13 protein-coding genes are annotated in these 16,496 nt (G+C 69.8%); 5 read left to right on the top strand and 8 right to left on the bottom strand.

Annotated elements, in window-relative coordinates; all coding sequences use genetic code 11:
• The first annotated feature begins 119 nt into the window (after positions 1-119).
• From GH747_RS13680 to GH747_RS22310, 5 genes are all read left to right on the top strand, one after another.
• Positions 120-1,703, top strand: coding sequence for a M20/M25/M40 family metallo-hydrolase (locus GH747_RS13680; protein WP_149770166.1), 1,584 nt, complete (start codon positions 120-122; stop codon positions 1,701-1,703).
• A 148-nt stretch (positions 1,704-1,851) separates the two neighbouring features.
• Positions 1,852-3,780: a 2-oxoacid:acceptor oxidoreductase subunit alpha gene (locus GH747_RS13675; RefSeq protein ID WP_149770491.1), complete on the top strand. Its 1,929-nt coding sequence runs from the start codon at positions 1,852-1,854 to the stop codon at positions 3,778-3,780.
• Complete coding sequence (locus GH747_RS13670; protein ID WP_149770165.1) at positions 3,777-4,865, top strand: 2-oxoacid:ferredoxin oxidoreductase subunit beta; 1,089 nt, start codon at positions 3,777-3,779, stop codon at positions 4,863-4,865. Before GH747_RS13675 ends, GH747_RS13670 begins: the two co-directional genes overlap by 4 nt.
• A gap of 9 nt (positions 4,866-4,874) precedes the next feature.
• Positions 4,875-5,606 carry an EamA family transporter RarD gene (gene rarD / locus GH747_RS13665; protein ID WP_228552929.1) on the top strand — a complete coding sequence of 244 codons (732 nt, stop codon included), beginning with the start codon at positions 4,875-4,877 and terminating at the stop codon, positions 5,604-5,606.
• Entirely contained in the window at positions 5,603-5,806 is a 204-nt protein-coding gene (locus GH747_RS22310) for a hypothetical protein (RefSeq protein ID WP_228552928.1), read from the top strand. Before rarD ends, GH747_RS22310 begins: the two co-directional genes overlap by 4 nt.
• A 30-nt stretch (positions 5,807-5,836) precedes the next feature.
• Here GH747_RS22310 and GH747_RS13660 read toward each other — a convergent pair whose 3' ends face one another.
• From GH747_RS13660 to nuoI, 8 genes are all read right to left on the bottom strand, one after another.
• On the bottom strand, positions 5,837-8,554 hold the full coding sequence (locus GH747_RS13660; RefSeq protein ID WP_149770164.1) for an ATP-binding SpoIIE family protein phosphatase: 2,718 nt from the start codon (positions 8,552-8,554) through the stop codon (positions 5,837-5,839).
• Between the two features lie 104 nt (positions 8,555-8,658).
• Complete coding sequence (locus GH747_RS13655) at positions 8,659-9,591, bottom strand: polyprenyl synthetase family protein (RefSeq protein WP_149770490.1); 933 nt, start codon at positions 9,589-9,591, stop codon at positions 8,659-8,661.
• A gap of 95 nt (positions 9,592-9,686) precedes the next feature.
• Positions 9,687-11,306 carry an NADH-quinone oxidoreductase subunit NuoN gene (gene nuoN, locus GH747_RS13650; protein ID WP_149770163.1) on the bottom strand — a complete coding sequence of 540 codons (1,620 nt, stop codon included), beginning with the start codon at positions 11,304-11,306 and terminating at the stop codon, positions 9,687-9,689.
• Complete coding sequence (locus GH747_RS13645; protein ID WP_149770489.1) at positions 11,303-12,841, bottom strand: NADH-quinone oxidoreductase subunit M; 1,539 nt, start codon at positions 12,839-12,841, stop codon at positions 11,303-11,305. Before GH747_RS13645 ends, nuoN begins: the two co-directional genes overlap by 4 nt.
• Before the next feature lie 5 nt (positions 12,842-12,846).
• On the bottom strand, positions 12,847-14,802 hold the full coding sequence (gene nuoL / locus GH747_RS13640) for an NADH-quinone oxidoreductase subunit L (protein ID WP_456085355.1): 1,956 nt from the start codon (positions 14,800-14,802) through the stop codon (positions 12,847-12,849).
• Positions 14,803-14,812: 10 nt separating this feature from the next.
• Positions 14,813-15,112 (bottom strand): NADH-quinone oxidoreductase subunit NuoK, encoded by a 300-nt coding sequence (gene nuoK, locus GH747_RS13635; protein WP_149770162.1) that lies wholly within the window; start codon positions 15,110-15,112, stop codon positions 14,813-14,815.
• A complete protein-coding gene (locus GH747_RS13630) occupies positions 15,109-15,897 on the bottom strand; it encodes an NADH-quinone oxidoreductase subunit J (RefSeq protein WP_240466189.1) in 789 nt (262 codons plus the stop codon). The genes nuoK and GH747_RS13630 overlap by 4 nt, the downstream gene beginning before the upstream one ends.
• 26 nt (positions 15,898-15,923) lie before the next feature.
• Positions 15,924-16,490 carry an NADH-quinone oxidoreductase subunit NuoI gene (nuoI, locus tag GH747_RS13625; RefSeq protein ID WP_149770160.1) on the bottom strand — a complete coding sequence of 189 codons (567 nt, stop codon included), beginning with the start codon at positions 16,488-16,490 and terminating at the stop codon, positions 15,924-15,926.
• Positions 16,491-16,496: the final 6 nt, after the last annotated feature.

Genomic DNA, 16,496 nt, shown 5'->3' with positions numbered 1-16,496 from the left:
CGTGCACAAACGACCAGCAGGCGCTGAGGCGGGCGTCTAGTCTCAGGACCGTTCGGCAGTCTCGGGCACAGGGGGCCGAGCGCTTCAAGAGAAGGGCTCGTTCAGTGTTGCGAAACCCAATGAGGACCGTCTACGCCGGAGTCGCGATCGCGGCTCTGGTCGTCGCTGGCGCTGCGCCGTCGGCAGCCGTCCCCAACAACAACTCCGTCAAGAAGCTCACCAAGGCCGTCACGGTCGACGGCGTCATCGACCACCTCGAGGCACTCCAGGACATCGCCGACGAGCACGGAGACCGCGCCGCGGGCCGGGAGGGCTACGACGCCTCCGTCGACTACGTCGTCGACCAGCTCGAGGGGGCCGGCTACGACCCGGTCGTCCAGGCGTTCCCGTTCGACTACTTCGAGGAGAACTCGGAGCTGATCCGGGTGAGTCCCAACCCTCGGACGTTCGTGAACGAGACCGACTTCCTCCGCAACACCTTCGACTCCGGCAGCCCGGAGGGCACCGCGACCGGCCCGCTGGTCCCCGTCGGCGTCGTCGTGCCCGCTGCGGGGCTCCCGCCGAACAGCAACACGAGCGGTTGCGAGGCGACCGACTTCGCCGGCTTCCCGGCCGGCGGCATCGCGCTCGTCCAGCGAGGGACCTGCGGCTTCAACGTGAAGGTCCTCAACGCGCAGGCGGCGGGTGCCGCAGGCGTGGTCGTGATGAACGAGGGCCAGCCCGGGCGTACCGGACTGATCAACATGATCGGCGACGCCACCGGCCTCACGATCCCCGCGGTGTTCGCGACGTCCGCGGCGGGCGAGGACCTCGCAGCGACACCCGGCGCCACGGTCACCGTCACGGTGGACTACGTCGCCGAGACCCGCACCGCATACAACGTCCTCGCGGAGACGTCGCACGGCGACGACCGCAACACGGTCATGGTCGGGGCGCACCTCGACAGCGTCCAGGGCGGTGCCGGCATCAACGACAACGGCACCGGCAGCGCGGCACTGCTCGAGACCGCGATCCAGATGCAGAAGGTCAAGCCGAACAACACCGTGCGGTTCGCGTGGTGGGGTGCTGAGGAGTCCGGCCTGCTCGGGTCCGAGCACTACGTCGCGAACCTGACGCCCGCCGAGGCGGACGACATCGCTCTCTACCTGAACTTCGACATGATCGGATCTCCGAACTACATGTTCGGTGTGTACGACGGAGACAACTCCGGCGGCACCGCGGCCCCCGGCTTCATCCCGGAGGGCTCGGCGCAGATCGAGGACACGTTCGAGAAGTTCTACGCCGACCGCGGTATCCCGTTCCAGGACACGGAGTTCTCCGGTCGGTCCGACTACGGCCCGTTCATCGCGATCGACATCCCGGCGGGCGGCCTGTTCACCGGGGCCGAGGGCGTGAAGACCGCGGCGGAGGAGGAGCTGTACGGCGGTGTGGCCGGCGCGGCGTACGACCCGTGCTACCACGCGTTCTGCGACAACCTCCGCGGGGACGGTCAGAACGTCGCGCTGTACGACCAGCTCGAGGAGGACTACACGCTGGTCGGCAACGTGAACGAGTACGCGCTCGACGTGAACTCCGACGCGCTGGCAGCCGCGACGATCACGTTCGCGTTCGACACGTCGACCGTCAACGGTGTCCGCAAGCCAGGCAAGTCGCACGGTGCGGGCAAGAGCACGGACGCCATGCAGGACCGCTTCGCTCGCTAGCGGTGGTCGTCGCTGCCCGGGGCTCGGGTCCCGGGCAGCGACGACGCGCGTCTGGCACACTGCGGCAGCCCCGCGCGACATGCCCGTGATCTGATATGGAACAGTGTTCCAAATTCACTCCCCTTACTCTGAAGGTGTGGCTAACCTGATGAAGGGGCACCACTTCAGAGACGACGCACAGAAGGGCCGGGCCTTGGCGAGCGAGAGCAAGCAGGTCGAAAAGCTGGACCGGGTAGTCATCCGGTTCGCAGGAGACTCCGGCGACGGGATGCAGCTGACAGGAGACCGTTTCACGCAGGAGACGGCGGCCTTCGGCAACGACCTGTCCACGCTGCCGAACTTCCCGGCGGAGATCCGCGCACCTCAGGGGACGCTCCCGGGCGTCAGCTCCTTCCAGGTCCACTTCGCCGACCACGACATCCTCACCCCGGGGGACCGGCCCGACGTGCTGGTCGCGATGAACCCGGCCGCCCTCGCGGCCAACATCAAGGACCTGCGACCTGGCGGCATCGTCATCGTCGACAGCCACGACTTCACCAAGCGCAACCTGGCCAAGGCCGGTTACGACACCTCGCCGCTGGACGACGACTCGCTCGCCGACTACCAGGTGCACCCGCTGGACCTGACCGGCATGACCGTGGACGCCGTCGCCGACTTCGGTCTCGGCCGCAAGGACGCCGCACGGTCGAAGAACATGTTCGCGCTCGGCCTGGTGTCGTGGATGTACGGCCGCCCGACCGACGCGACGCTCGCCTACCTGGAGAGCAAGTTCGCAAGCAAGCCCGCGATCCGCGATGCGAACGTCGCCGCGTTCAAGGCTGGCTGGTACTTCGGCGAGACGACCGAGGCCTTCGCCGTCTCGTACGAGATCGCGCCGGCCCCGATGGCGTCCGGTCGCTACCGCAACATCACGGGCAACACCGCACTCGCGTACGGCATCATCGCCTCAGGCCAGCAGTCCGGGCTCCCGGTCTTCCTCGGCGCGTACCCGATCACGCCGGCCTCGGACATCCTCCACGAGCTGTCCAAGCACAAGCACTTCGGCGTCACGACCTTCCAGGCCGAGGACGAGATCGCCGGCATCGGCGCCGCGCTCGGAGCATCCTTCGGCGGGGCGCTCGGCGTCACGACCACGTCCGGCCCCGGCATCTCGCTGAAGTCGGAGACGATCGGCCTCGCCGTGATGCTCGAGCTCCCGCTCGTCATCGTCGACGTCCAGCGCGGCGGACCATCGACCGGTCTCCCCACGAAGACGGAGCAGTCCGACCTCCTGCAGGCCATGTTCGGCCGCAACGGCGAGGCGCCGCTGCCGGTGATCGCGCCTCAGTCGCCGGCCGACTGCTTCGACGCCGCGGTCGAGGCCGCCCGGATCGCCGTCACCTACCGCACCCCGGTGATGCTGCTGTCCGACGGATACCTCGCCAACGGCTCGGAGCCGTGGAGCATCCCCGACGTCGACGCACTCCCTCGCATCGAGCCCGCGTTCGCCACGCTCCCGGCCGACGGCGCCGAGTTCCTCCCCTACGCCCGTGATCCCGAGACGCACGCCCCCGCGTGGGCCCCGCCCGGTGTGGCCGGCCTCGAGCACCGCGTCGGCGGCATCGAGAAGGCCGACGGCACCGGCAACATCTCCTACGACCCCGCCAACCACGACCGGATGGTCCGCAACCGCGCAGCCAAGGTCGCCCGCGTCGCCGACACCATCCCGGACCTCGTCGTCGACGACCCCTCAGGCGAGGCCCGCGTCCTGGTGCTCGGCTGGGGCTCGACGTACGGCCCGATCGGTGCCGGCGTCCGCGCCGCACGCGCCCAGGGCATCGACGTCGCTCACACCCACCTGCGTCACATCCACCCCTTCCCGCGCAACCTCGGCAAGGTCCTGCGGTCGTACGACCACGTGATCGTGCCGGAGATGAACCTCGGCCAGCTGGCCCTGCTGCTGCGTGCGGAGTTCCTCGTCGACGTCCACGGCTACGACAAGGTGACCGGCATGCCGTTCGGCTCCGAAGAGCTCGCCGAGGTCATCGCGCAGGCCGTCAAGAGCATCGACACCCACCGCCTGGAGAATGACCGATGAGCACCCCGACCACCGACCTCCCCACCCCGACCTTGGCCCGCGACGGACTCGCCGGGATGCCCGCGGCGGACGCGAAGCAGACCGGCAAGGAGTTCACGTCCGACCAGGAGGTGCGCTGGTGCCCCGGCTGCGGTGACTACGCGGTGCTCAAGGCTGTCCAGGGCTTCCTGCCCGACCTGGGCCTCAAGCGCGAGAACATCGTCTTCGTCTCGGGCATCGGCTGCTCGTCGCGCTTCCCGTACTACCTCGACACCTACGGCATGCACTCGATCCACGGACGTGCGCCGGCGATCGCCACCGGCCTCGCGACCAGCCGCTCCGACCTGTCGGTGTGGGTCGTCACGGGCGACGGCGACGCGCTGTCGATCGGCGGCAACCACCTGATCCACGCGCTGCGCCGCAACGTCAACATGACGATCCTGCTGTTCAACAACCGGATCTACGGGCTCACCAAGGGCCAGTACTCCCCCACCTCCGAGATCGGCAAGGTCACCAAGTCGACCCCGATGGGCTCCCTCGACAACCCGTTCAACCCGATCTCGCTGGCCCTCGGCGCCGAGGCCAGCTTCGTCGCCCGCACGATCGACACCGACCGCAACCACCTCACCGGGGTGCTGCGCGAGGCTGCGGCCCACCGCGGCACGTCGCTGGTCGAGATCTACCAGAACTGCCCGATCTTCAACGACGGCGCGTTCGACACGATCAAGGACCCCGCGACCCGCGACCACGCGGTGATCCCGCTCGTGCACGGCCAGCCGATCACCTACGGCCCGGACGGCGAGCACGGCCTCGTCCGCAACCCGGCGACCGGGACGATCGAGCCCGTCGAGATCAGCGACGCCAACCGCGACCAGGTCCTCGTCCACGACGCCCACGCCGACGACCCGACCCTCGCGTTCGCGATCAGCCGCCTCACCGACGGCGGCCACCTCGACCGGGCACCGATCGGCATCTTCCGTCAGGTGGAGCGACCGGCCTACGACGACCTCGCGCGCCAGCAGCTCGACACCGCCGTCGGCACCATGGGCAAGGGCAACCTGCAGCAGCTCCTGACCGGCAACGACACCTGGACCATCGACGCGTAACCTCACCAGGTGACACCAGCCGGACAGACACGCGACTTGTCGGACACCGCCCAGGGACTCGCACTGGGAGTCGGGGCGTACCTCATCTGGGGGATCGTCCCGCTCTTCTGGCCGCTGCTGGAACCGGCTTCGCCGCTGGAGGTGCTCGCGCACCGGGTGGTCTGGTCGCTCGTCGTCGTCACCGTGCTGCTGCTCGTCGTACGGCGGTGGACGCACGCCGTCGCGGTCCTGCGTGACCGGCGCCGGATGGCGTACGTCGTCGCAGGCGCTGTGGCGGTCTCGATCAACTGGGGCACCTTCATCTACGCGGTCAACAGCGACCGCGTCGTGGAGGCGTCCCTCGGCTACTTCATCAACCCGCTGATCACGATCGCCTTCGGTGTCGTGTTCCTGCGCGAACGGCTTCGGCCGCTGCAGTGGTGCGCCCTCGGCATCGCGGCGCTCGCCGTGGTGGAGCTGACCTGGGACTACGGTCACCTGCCGGTGATCGCACTGACGCTGGCGATCTCCTTCGGCGTGTACGGCTTGCTGAAGAAGCAGGCCGGCATCGGGTCGATCGAGGGGCTGGCCGTCGAGACCCTCGTGATGCCCCCCCGGCGTTGGCCTACCTCGCGTTCCTGGCCGCGACCGGCGCCATCAGCTTCGGGCAGCACGGCGCCGGGCACGCGCTGCTGCTCGCCGCCACGGGTGTCGTCACGGCAGCGCCGCTGCTGCTGTTCGCAGGAGCGGCGACCCGGTTGAGCCTCACGACGCTCGGGCTCCTCCAGTACGTCGCACCCATCCTCCAGTTCGCGATCGGCGTGCTCGTCATGCACGAGCACATGACCACCGGGCGGTGGGTCGGCTTCTTCCTGGTGTGGGCGGCACTCGTCCTCATCACGGTCGAGGCGACCCGCCACCACCGGCGTACGCTGCGCCGGTCGGCCGACAACATCGTCTGATCCGTCGGACCCGGGCGGCGCGCGCCGAGGTCACTGCGCGCTCACCGGCGTGCGCGGCGTCGTCACCACCCGGGCCCGCACCGTCGACCCCTCGCCGGTGCTCAGCGTCTGCACGTCGCTGCTGAGCTGGCGCACGATGAAGAGCCCCCGGCCCCCTTCCGTCCCCGCCGGAGGCGGCGTGAGGCCCTGCTGGGCAAGGTCGGGATCACCTCGGCCGTCGTCGCTCACCACCAGGACGAGCGCGCCGTCGACGACCTCCGCCGACAGCACGGCTCGCGTCCGTGCCGCGGCGATCGCGTTGGACAGCAGCTCGCCGGCGACGAGCAGGGCGTCGTCACCGGTGATCTCCTGCTCGCTCATCCACTGCGCGAGCTCGCGGCGTACGCGTCCGATCATCGACGTCGCCTGCGGACCGAGCTCCCAGCGCACCACGGAGGCGGCGGCAGGTCGCGCCGCGCGCCTCACGACCAGCGCGAGAGCGTCGTCGTGCCGCTCGGCGCCCTCCAGCGAGCGCAGGACCAGCGCGTCAGAGAGCTTCTGGGCCGGGAGGTCGGCGACCTCCGAGGCGATGCGCTCCAGCTGCGCCATCCCGGCGATGATGTCGCGTCGGGCCTCGACGAGCCCGTCGGTGTACAGGATGAGAGAGTCGCCCGCCCCGAGACGCGTCGAAGCGACGGAGCTGCTCCCGACGCCCGGCCACCCGATCGCGCCACCGCTGCTCGACACCTCCCGGACGGCACCGTCCGGCGACACGACGATCGCCGGCGGATGCCCACCCGAGGCCACGCGGAGGTCGCCGGTCGCCGGGTTGAACCGCGCCACCACGACCGTCGCGACCAGGTCGCTCTCCTGAGCGCCCAGAAGGTCGTCGGCCCGCACGATCAGCCGCTCGAGCGGCGTCCCCTCGACCGCGACGTAGCGGAGGGTGTGGATCACCGTCAGCGCGTCCCGGGTCGCGGTCACACCGTGGCCGAGCACGTCCACGACCGCCACGTGCAGCTCACCGGTGGGGAGCAGGTGCCAGTCGAACAGGTCACCCCCGGTCGGCGCGGTCGGGTCGGACGCGACGTACGAGACGGCGATGTCGACGCCGTCGATCCCCGGCGGCTCCGGAGCCACGGCCTGCTGGAGGTGGTCGACCACGAGCCGCTGCGCCGCCTGCACCGCGACGAGGTGCTTGAACTGCTCGCGCAGCTCGTGGAACTCCGTCGCCGGCGTGATGTCGCGCGCGACCACGACGAGAAGGGGTGAGCCCTCGCTGCCCTCCGCTCCGGCGAAGGAGCACGCCAGCTGCCGCGAACGGCCGTCCGTCGCGGTGATGACCATCTCCCGCGGGAAGTCGTCGATCTCCTGCCACTCGCTCAGGTCGACCGGGCGGTTGGTCGCCGTCCGCGCCTGCACCCGCTGGAGCGCGTCCCGGCGCCCCACCACGTCCGCCGCCGCGAGGCCGGTGATCTGCTCGCACGCCGGGTTCCACGTCGCGATCCGACCGGCCGCGTCCACCGTGAAGATGCCGTCCGACGTGCTCTGGAGGATCTCGGCGAGCGACCGCTCGTTCTGGACCACCTTCGCGATCGCCCAACCACGGGTCAGGGTGTGCGCGGTCTGCCGGGCCAGGGTCTTCATCACGGCCATCTGGTCCCGCTCGCGGCGTCCCGTGGTCGGCTCGGGCACGTCCAGCAGGACGATCACGCCGACGTCCCTCGGACCGATCTGCATCGGGGCCGACAGGCACGACGTCCGGCCGCCCTCGCGCAACAGGCGTGCGATGGCGCTGTTGTCGTCGACCGACGCCCGCGTCGCCTCGCCGCCGCGGGCCAGCCGGCGCTCGAGTGGGCCCACGGGGACGTCCTCCTCGTAGTCGTCGTCGGTCGACAGCCGGTACGCGCTGGCGCGCGCGTCCTCGCGGTGCACCACCAACGACACCGCGCGCGCGTCGAAGCGGTCACGGATCTCCTTGAGGAACGGCCGCACCGCCGTCATCGGGTCGACCGGGTCGGAGAGCACACGGACGGTCTCGCTCAACGTCTCGACGCGTGCGCGGTCGGCGTAGGCCTCCTCGTACAGCCGCGCAGCGGTGAACGTCAGCAGCAGCGGGACAGGCACCAGCAGCACGCCGAACGGGCTGCCGGCGAGCGCGAACACGAACAGCAGCCCGAACAGGGCGTTCACCGCGAGGTGGGCCGCGGCCCCCACGGCCAGGTGGCCGACCGAACGGATCGGGTACGGCCATGAGTCGGCGTCCGTCACCGCTCCCTCGATGACGACCCAGAGCGTGTTCACGACGACGATCACGACGAGCGCTGTGAGCAACGCGAAGATCGCCCGGTCCGTGAGCGCGGCCCCGACGCCGAGGAGGTCGGCGACAGCCGTCCCGGCGGTCGCCGCCAGGGTCCAGCGCGCCATCAACGTCCACGTCCGCATGCGAGGGACTCGGCGGGAGAACAGCGACGGGACGTGGGCGAGAGCAACGGTCGCGGCGACGACGCCGACGCCGTACCCGTAGACCAACGGCGCGATCGCCGACGTCACCAAAGTGAACCGGAAGGGGTCGCGCGGACCGCGGACCTCCACCGTGAAGTGGCTGGCGGCCGCGACCGTGACGAGCAGGACCGGCAGGCACGCCCACGGCAGCGTCGTGCCGGGTTCGAGGTCGTACACGCGCCACGTCACCGAGATCCCTGCCGCGAGCGCCAGCGAGAGCACGACGAGCACCGTCAGGTGGGCGTACGACCTGTGCTTGCTCACTCGGGACCTCCGCGACAGCGTGCTGCCAGTATCCTCCGACGAGCGGGCGTCGGTGGCCAGACGGCGCGGCGAGGTGTCCCCGCCCTGAGCGTCGGCCTGCGGGGTCAGCCCAGGCGCGTCACGACGCGGTCGCAGACTCCCAGCAGTGCCGTACGGGCAGGTCCTGCGGCGAGCTGGTCGAGCAGCGACCGGGCGATGTCGGCCTCGCGGCGCACCATGCTGCGCGCCTGCTCGAGCGCCGGGTTCGTCCGCAGCAGCGAGAGCGCCTCGTCGACCTCGGCGTCGTCGCTGAGCGGTCGGCTGAGCAGGTCCAGGAGACGTGCGTCCTCCGAGCGCGCTGCCTGCTGCACCAGCAGCGTCGGGAGCGTCGGGACGCCTTCGCGCAGGTCCGTGCCCGGTGTCTTGCCCGAGTCGTGCGATTCGCTCGCGATGTCGATGACGTCGTCGGCGAGCTGGAACGCCGCGCCGATCCGCTCGCCGAACTCGGTGAGCGTCGAGACGACACCCGGGTCGGCGCCGCTCATCATCGCGCCGAAGCGCGCCGCCGTCGCCACCAGCGACCCCGTCTTGTCGGCCACCACGCCCAGGTAGTGCTGCAGGGGGTCGTCGCCGGTGCGGGGCCCGACCGTCTCGTGGATCTGGCCGTGCACCAGCCGCTGGAACGTCTCCGCCTGGATCCGGACCGCGTCGGTGCCGAGTCCCGCGACCACCCGCGAGGCGACTGCGAACAGGTAGTCGCCGGTCAGGATCGCGATCGAGTTGTCCCAGCGCGCGTTCGCGGACACCGCCCCGCGCCGCAGCGCGGCCTCGTCCATGACGTCGTCGTGGTAGAGCGTCGCCAGGTGCGTCAGCTCGATGACCACAGCGGACGGGACCACGTCGTCGGCACCCGGATCGTCGCCGAACTCGGCGGCCAGCAGGACGACCAGCGGCCGGAACCGCTTGCCGCCTGCTGCGAGGAGGTGGCTCGCCGCCTCGTCGATGAAACCGTCGTCGTCGTGGACCGCAGCACTCAGCTGCTTCTCGACCTCGTCCATCCGAGCGCGGATGCGTGCATCGAGCTCGGTGTCGGACTCGGCGATGCCCCAGGCGTGTGACGCCACGGCTGCTGCTCCCTCGGTCGTGCGACAGGTCAACGGACGAACGCCCCGGCCTGCTGCACGAGATCGAGCAGCGGACCAGGAAGAACTCCCAGCACGATTGTGACAGCCACCGTGATGGCGACGACCGACCAGGTCAGCGGGCTCGGCACGGCGACCGTCGGTCCGTCACCCTGCGGAGGGGCGAAGAACAGCAGGACGACGACCCGGATGTAGAAGAAGAGCGCCAGCGCGGAGGCCACCACACCCACCACCACGAGAGGCCACGCGCCGCCGTCCCAGGCCGCCGCGAACACCGACCACTTGCTGATGAAGCCGCCCGTGAGCGGGATCCCCGCGAACGACAGCAGGAAGATCGTGAACGCGACCGCGAGCACCGGAGACTCCTTGCCGAGTCCGGCCCAGCGCCCCAGGTGCGTCGTCTCACCACCAGCGTCGCGGACCAGGGTGACCACCGCGAACGCGCCGATCGCCGCCGCTCCGTAGGCGACGAGGTAGAACAGCACCGCCGACACGCTGGTGACGCCGTCGCCGCTGGTGAGCCCCGCCATGCCGACGAGCAGGAACCCGGCGTGCGCGATCGACGAGTACGCGAGCATCCGCTTGACGTCGGTCTGGGCGATCGACGCGATGGCGCCGAACAGCATCGTGATGATGGCGATCGCCCACACCGCGGGAGCCCAGTCCCAGCGAGCGCCGCCGAACGCGACGAAGAAGATCCGGAGCATCGCGACGAACGCCGCCGCCTTCGTGCCGGCCGCCATGAAGGCCGTCACGGGAGTCGGTGCACCCTGGTAGACGTCGGGCGTCCAGGCGTGGAACGGCACCGCGGCCACCTTGAACAGCAGGCCCACCAGGATGAGCGCCATGCCGGCGAGCAGCAGGTTCTGGCCACCGATCTGGCTGCTGACGGCCGTCGAGATCTCCGCGAGCCCGAACGAGCCCGCGTAGCCGTAGACCATCGCGATGCCATACAGGAAGAACGCGCTGGAGAACGCGCCGAGGAGGAAGTACTTCATGGCCGCCTCCTGGCTGAGCAGTCGACGACGCCGCGCCAGCCCGCACATCAGGTAGAGCGGCAGGCTCAGGACCTCGAGCGCGACGAACATGCCGAGGAGGTCGTTGGCCGAGGCGAAGAACATCATCCCGCCCAGGGCGAACATCGCGAGCGGGAACACCTCGCTGTGCTCGATCCGAAGGCGAGTCGCGTGACGCTCGTCCGCGCTGCCCGGAGGGGTCGACGCCTGGCTCGTGAACGCGCTCAGGCCGCCGTCCAGCCGCCGCTCGGCGAACAGCAGGACGCCCAGCAGACCGAAGAACAGGAGCATCGCCCAGGTGACGACCGCAGGTCCGTCGACGCTCAGCGAGCCCATCGCGGTCGGCCCACCGCGGCCGGTCACCTCGCCGTCGACGGTGTCGAGACCGGCACCGACCACGACCGTGGCCACGAAGGCCGCCACCACGCCGACGACCGCGACGGCGATCTGCGTGACGAACCGGTACGCGCGCGGGACGAACGCCTCGACCAGCACGCCGAGGACAGCGGCTCCGAGGATGATGAGCAGCGGCGAGATCGTCGCGTAGTCGACGTCCGGCGCCTCGATCGGCGACGGCGCCGCGCCGACGATGGCTTGCACGCTCACGGCACTCACTTGGAGCTCCCCTCGGCGATCGGGAAGGACGGGGTCTTGGGCTCGGGGTCACCGACCTGCACGTGCTCGAGCGTCTCCGACACGGCCGGATTCACCAGGTCGAGGATCGGCTGCGGGAAGAGGCCGAGCCCGATGAGGAGCACGACCGCAGGGGCGATCGCCACGATCTCGCGCGGCACCATGTCGGTGACGCCGCGGTTGTCCTCGCGCAGCGGACCCGTCATCGTGCGCTGGTACATCAGCAGGATGTAGAGCGCCGCGAGCACGATGCCGAGCGTCGCGAAGACCGCAGCGGTGGTCGAGCGCGTGAACGTGCCCGCCAGCACCAGGAACTCGCCGACGAACGTCGAGAGCCCCGGCAGCGACAGCGAGGCGAGGCCCGCGATCAGGAACAGGCCGGCCATGATGGGCGCGATCTTCTGGACGCCTCCGAAGTCGGAGATCCGGGCCGAGCCGCGCCGCTGGATGAGGAAGCCCGCGATCAGGAAGAGCGCGGCCGTCGACAGGCCGTGGTTGAACATGTAGAACGTCGAGCCCGATGCCGACTGCGACGTCAGCGCGAAGATCCCGAGCACGATGAAGCCGAAGTGCGACACCGACGTGAACGCGATCAGCCGCATCATGTGGTCCTGGCCGATCGCCAGCAGGGCGCCGTACAGGATGCTGATGACGGCCAGCGTGATCACGACCGGGCTCGCCCACTCCGACGCCTCGGGGAAGAGCCCCAGGCAGAACCGGATCATGCCGAACGTGCCGAGCTTGTCGAGCACGCTGACCAGCAGCACCGAGGTGCCCGGGGTCGCCGCGGACGCCGCATCGGGCAGCCACGTGTGCAGCGGGACCATCGGCGCCTTCACCGCGAACGCGATGAAGAAGCCCAGGAACAGCCACCGGCCCTCGACCGTGCCGACCGACAGGTCCTTCATGTCCGCCAGCAGGAACGACGGGTCCCCCTGGCTGCTGGAGATCACCCACATGCCGATCACCGACGCCAGCATCAGCAGGCCGCCCGCGAGCGAGAACATCAGGAACTTGAGAGCTGCGTACGACCGTCGCGCACCGCCGTAGCCGCCGATGAGGAAGTAGGCGGGGACCAGAGCGGCCTCGAACAGGACGTAGAAGAGGAAGACGTCCGTCGCAGCGAAGACGCCGATCACGAGGCCTTCGAGGGCCAGCATGAGCGCGAAGAACGTCTTGACGCTCCAGCGCGCGCCGTCGGCGTCGTTCCAGCCGGCCACGATGACGATCGGCACCAGGATCGTCGTCATCAGGATCAGGGTCAGACCGATCCCGTCGACGCCGAGCGCGTAGTGGACGCCCAGCGGCTCGATCCACTCGTGCTGCTCGGAGAGCTGGAACCCGCCGGAGTCCAGGTCGAACTGCGCCAGCACCGCGAGCGAGATGCCCAGCGAGACGAGCGAGACGCCGAGCGCCGTCCACTTCGCCAGCTCCGGGCGGCTGCGCGGCAGGGCAGCGACGAGCACCGCTCCGACCAGCGGGACGACCATCAGGACGGTCAGCCAGGGGAAGGACATGTCACTCACGCGAGGTTCACCGCCAGGAGGGCCAGGACGAGGACGAGGGCACCACCGAAGATCTCGGCGGCGTAGGTCCGGACGAAGCCGGTCTGGAGCCGCCGCAGTCCGCGGGCTCCATCACCGACGAGCTCGGCCGTCCCCGTGACGGCACCGTCGATGCCGGTCCCGTCCACGTAGACGAGCGACCGGGTGAGGTACTGGCCGGGCCGCATGAAGACCGCCTCGTTGACGGCGTCGCCGTACAGGTCGGCGCGGCCGGCCCGGGTGAAGACCGAGACCTGCTGGGGGGCGGTGTCGGGGACGTCACGGCGTGCGAAGAGGACGTAGGCCAGCGACGCTCCAACAGCGACCACCGCCACGATGATCAGCGTGATCACCCACGCCGGGACACCGAGCTCGTGGTGCTCGGACCCGGTGACCGGTGTCAGCCAGTCCTCGATCCAGTCCGAGAAGGTCAGCGCGCCACCGACGACCGAGAGCGCCGCCAGCACGATCAGCGGGACGGTCATGATCTTCGGCGACTCGTGCGGGTGCACGTCCTCCCGCCAGCGCCTCTCGCCGAAGAAGGTCAGGATCATCACGCGCGTCATGTAGAACGCGGTGACGCCCGCACCGAGCAGCGCAGCGAGGCCCGCCCAGAAGTTCGTGGCGAACGCCGACTCGATGATCCGGTCCTTGGAGAAGAAGCCCGAGAAGCCCGGGAAGCCGATGATCGCCAGGTAGCCCATCGCGAAGGTGATGAACGTCAGCGGCATCAGCTTGCGCAGCGCCCCGTAGTGCCGCATGTCGACGTCGTCGTTCATGCCGTGCATCACCGAGCCGGCGCCGAGGAACATGTTGGCCTTGAAGAAGCCGTGCGTGATCAGGTGGAAGATCGCGAACGCATAGCCGGCCGGGCCGAGGCCCGCGGCCAGCATCATGTAGCCGATCTGGCTCATCGTCGAGCCGGCGAGCGCCTTCTTGATGTCATCCTTCGCGCAACCGATCCAGGCACCGAACAGCAGCGTGACGCAGCCGACGATCACCACCGCCGTACGCGCGACCTCGGACAGGTCGTAGATCGCGGCGGAGCGGACGACGAGGTAGACGCCCGCGGTGACCATCGTCGCCGCGTGGATCAGCGCCGAGACCGGGGTCGGGCCCTCCATCGCGTCGAGCAGCCAGCTCTGCAGCGGGACCTGCGCGGACTTGCCGCACGCGCCGAGCAGGAGCAGCAGACCGAGTGCCGTCGCCACCGACTGCGAGGCGTTGGTGACGTTGAGCCCGACCTCGTGGATGTTGGTGGTGCCGAACTGCGCGAACATCAGCATGATGCCGAGCGCGAGCCCCAGGTCGCCGACGCGGTTGACGATGAACGCCTTCTTGGCGGCGACCGCGGCCGAGCGCTTCTCCTGCCAGAACCCGATCAGCAGGTACGAGGCGAGGCCCACGCCCTCCCAGCCGAGGAACAGCACCAGGTAGTCGCCGGCGAGGACCAGCACGAGCATCGCGGCGATGAACAGGTTGAGGAAGCCGAAGAACCGGCGCTTGCGCGGGTCGTGCGCCATGTAGCCGATCGAGTACACGTGGATCAGCGACCCGACACCGGTGATCAGCAGCACGAACAGTGCCGAGAGCTGGTCGTAGTAGACGCTCATCGTGACGTCGAACCCACCGACCTGCATCCAGGTCCACAGGTCCTGCGTCACGGCACGCTCGGCGACGTCCTGACCGAGCAGCGCGACGAAGCCCACCACGCCCACGACGAACGACGCGATCGCCGCCGCCGTGCCGAGGAGGTGACCGAAACGGTCGAGCGGCCCGTGGTCCCCGGCACCGTCGCCGATCAGCAGGATCGCCGCGCTGACGGCGGGGATCGCCACCAGGAGCCACATCCAGGAGAACACACCGTCGGCAGCGACCGGCACGACGTCGGCGTGCTCGCTCGCTGCCAGCACGATGGAGGACATACTCGTCATTCCCGCCACCTCAGAGCTTCAGCAGACTGGCGTCGTCGACCGAGGCCGAGCGACGGGTACGGAAGATCGACACGATGATCGCGAGGCCGACGACGACCTCGGCCGCGGCGACCACCATCACGAAGAACGCGGCCACCTGGCCGTCGAGGTTGCCGTGGGCGCGGGCGAACGTCACGAACGAGAGGTTGCAGGCGTTCAGCATCAGCTCCACGCACATGAAGACCACGATCGCGTTGCGGCGCACCAGCACCCCGATCGCGCCGATCGCGAACAGCAGGGCCGACAGGCCGATGAAGGGCTCGACGGTCACAGGTCCTCCTCGCCATCGTGTCGCGCGGGTGTCGAGGGCGGCGGCTCGACCCGGCCTCGCTCGGGACCGTCCGCCTCGAGCCGGCGCATCGTGACGGACACGTCGCCGGCGAAGGCGCCGTCACGGACGACACCGCGGTCGCGGAGCGTCTTGGAGGTCGAGATCTCCGACGTCGATCCGTCGGGCAGCAGCGCCGGCACGTCGACGGCGTTGTGGCGGGCGTACACACCCGGCGTGGGGAGGTTGCCCGGGTGCTCGCCGTGCTCGGCGTAGCGCTGCATCCGCTCGAGCGCGAGGTCGCGCTGCGTGCGGCGCGGCTCGAGGCGCTCGCGGTGAGCGAGCACCATCGCGCCGAGGACCGCCGTGATCAGCAGTGCGCTGGTGGCCTCGAAGGCGAACACGTACCGGTTGAAGAGGAGCTTCGCGAGGCCGTGGACGTTGCCGTCGGCGTTGGCCTCGCCGAGGCCGACCACCGGACCGACGAACGCCTGCGCGACGACCGTGACGAGCACCCCGCCGAAGAGCAGACCGAGCACGATGGCGACGAGGCGCTGGCCCTTGATCGTCTCGACCAGCGAGTCGGTCTTGTCGACACCCACCAGCATCAGGACGAAGAGGAACAGCATCATGATCGCGCCGGTGTAGACGATGATCTGCACCGCGAACAGGAACGGTGCGTCCTGCATCGCGTACATCATGGCGAGCGAGATCATCACCACGGCGAGGCAGAGGGCCGAGTGCACGGCCTTGCGCGAGAGGACGACGCCGAGCGCGGCGACGACCATGATCGGTGCCAGCAGCCAGAACGCGGTCACTGCTCGCCTCCCGGCCCCGCGGCGACCGACCCCTCGGCGACCGCACGTGCTGCGGCCTGCCCGCTGTAGTAGTCGCGCTCGTCGTCGCCGAGGCGCAACGGGTGGGGCGGCTGCTCCATGCCCGGCAGCAGCGGCGCCAGGAGGTCGGACTTCTCGAAGATCAGCGACTCACGGCTCGTGTCGGCGAGCTCGTACTCGTTGGTCATCGTCAGTGCGCGGGTCGGGCACGCCTCGATGCACAGCCCGCACAGGATGCAGCGGAGGTAGTTGATCTGGTAGACGCGGCCGTACCGCTCGCCGGGCGAGAAGCGCTCGTCCTCGGTGTTGGACGCGCCCTCCACGAAGATCGCGTCCGCTGGGCACGCCCACGCGCACAGCTCGCAGCCGATGCACTTCTCGAGACCGTCCGGCCACCGGTTGAGCTGGTGCCTGCCGTGGAACCGCGGCGCGGTCGGCCGCTTCTCGAACGGGTACTGCACCGTCACGGGCTTCTTGAACATCGTCCGGAACGTCACGCCGAAGCCGGCGATCGGGTCCCAGAGCTGCTCCTTCAAGGTCGCCATCGCGAG

Source organism: Mumia xiangluensis, from assembly GCF_010994095.1.
Classification (GTDB): domain Bacteria; phylum Actinomycetota; class Actinomycetes; order Propionibacteriales; family Nocardioidaceae; genus Mumia; species Mumia xiangluensis.
Note: the sequence above shows the minus strand (reverse complement) of the source record. Positions and strands in the feature narration are given on the sequence as shown.

Excerpts from the sequence above, each read along its gene's own strand:
- GH747_RS13670 (WP_149770165.1), top strand. The coding sequence starts at position 3,777 with ATGAGCACCCCGACCACCGACCTCCCCACCCCGACCTTGGCCCGCGAC.
- nuoL (WP_456085355.1), bottom strand. The coding sequence starts at position 14,802 with ATGACGAGTATGTCCTCCATCGTGCTGGCAGCGAGCGAGCACGCCGAC.
- GH747_RS13680 (WP_149770166.1), top strand. The coding sequence starts at position 120 with ATGAGGACCGTCTACGCCGGAGTCGCGATCGCGGCTCTGGTCGTCGCT.
- GH747_RS13645 (WP_149770489.1), bottom strand. The coding sequence starts at position 12,841 with ATGTCCTTCCCCTGGCTGACCGTCCTGATGGTCGTCCCGCTGGTCGGA.
- GH747_RS13630 (WP_240466189.1), bottom strand. The coding sequence starts at position 15,897 with ATGGTCGTCGCCGCGCTCGGCGTCGTCCTCTCGCGCAAGGCCGTGCAC.
- nuoI (WP_149770160.1), bottom strand. The coding sequence starts at position 16,490 with ATGGCGACCTTGAAGGAGCAGCTCTGGGACCCGATCGCCGGCTTCGGC.
- GH747_RS13655 (WP_149770490.1), bottom strand. The coding sequence starts at position 9,591 with ATGGACGAGGTCGAGAAGCAGCTGAGTGCTGCGGTCCACGACGACGAC.
- GH747_RS13675 (WP_149770491.1), top strand. The coding sequence starts at position 1,852 with ATGAAGGGGCACCACTTCAGAGACGACGCACAGAAGGGCCGGGCCTTG.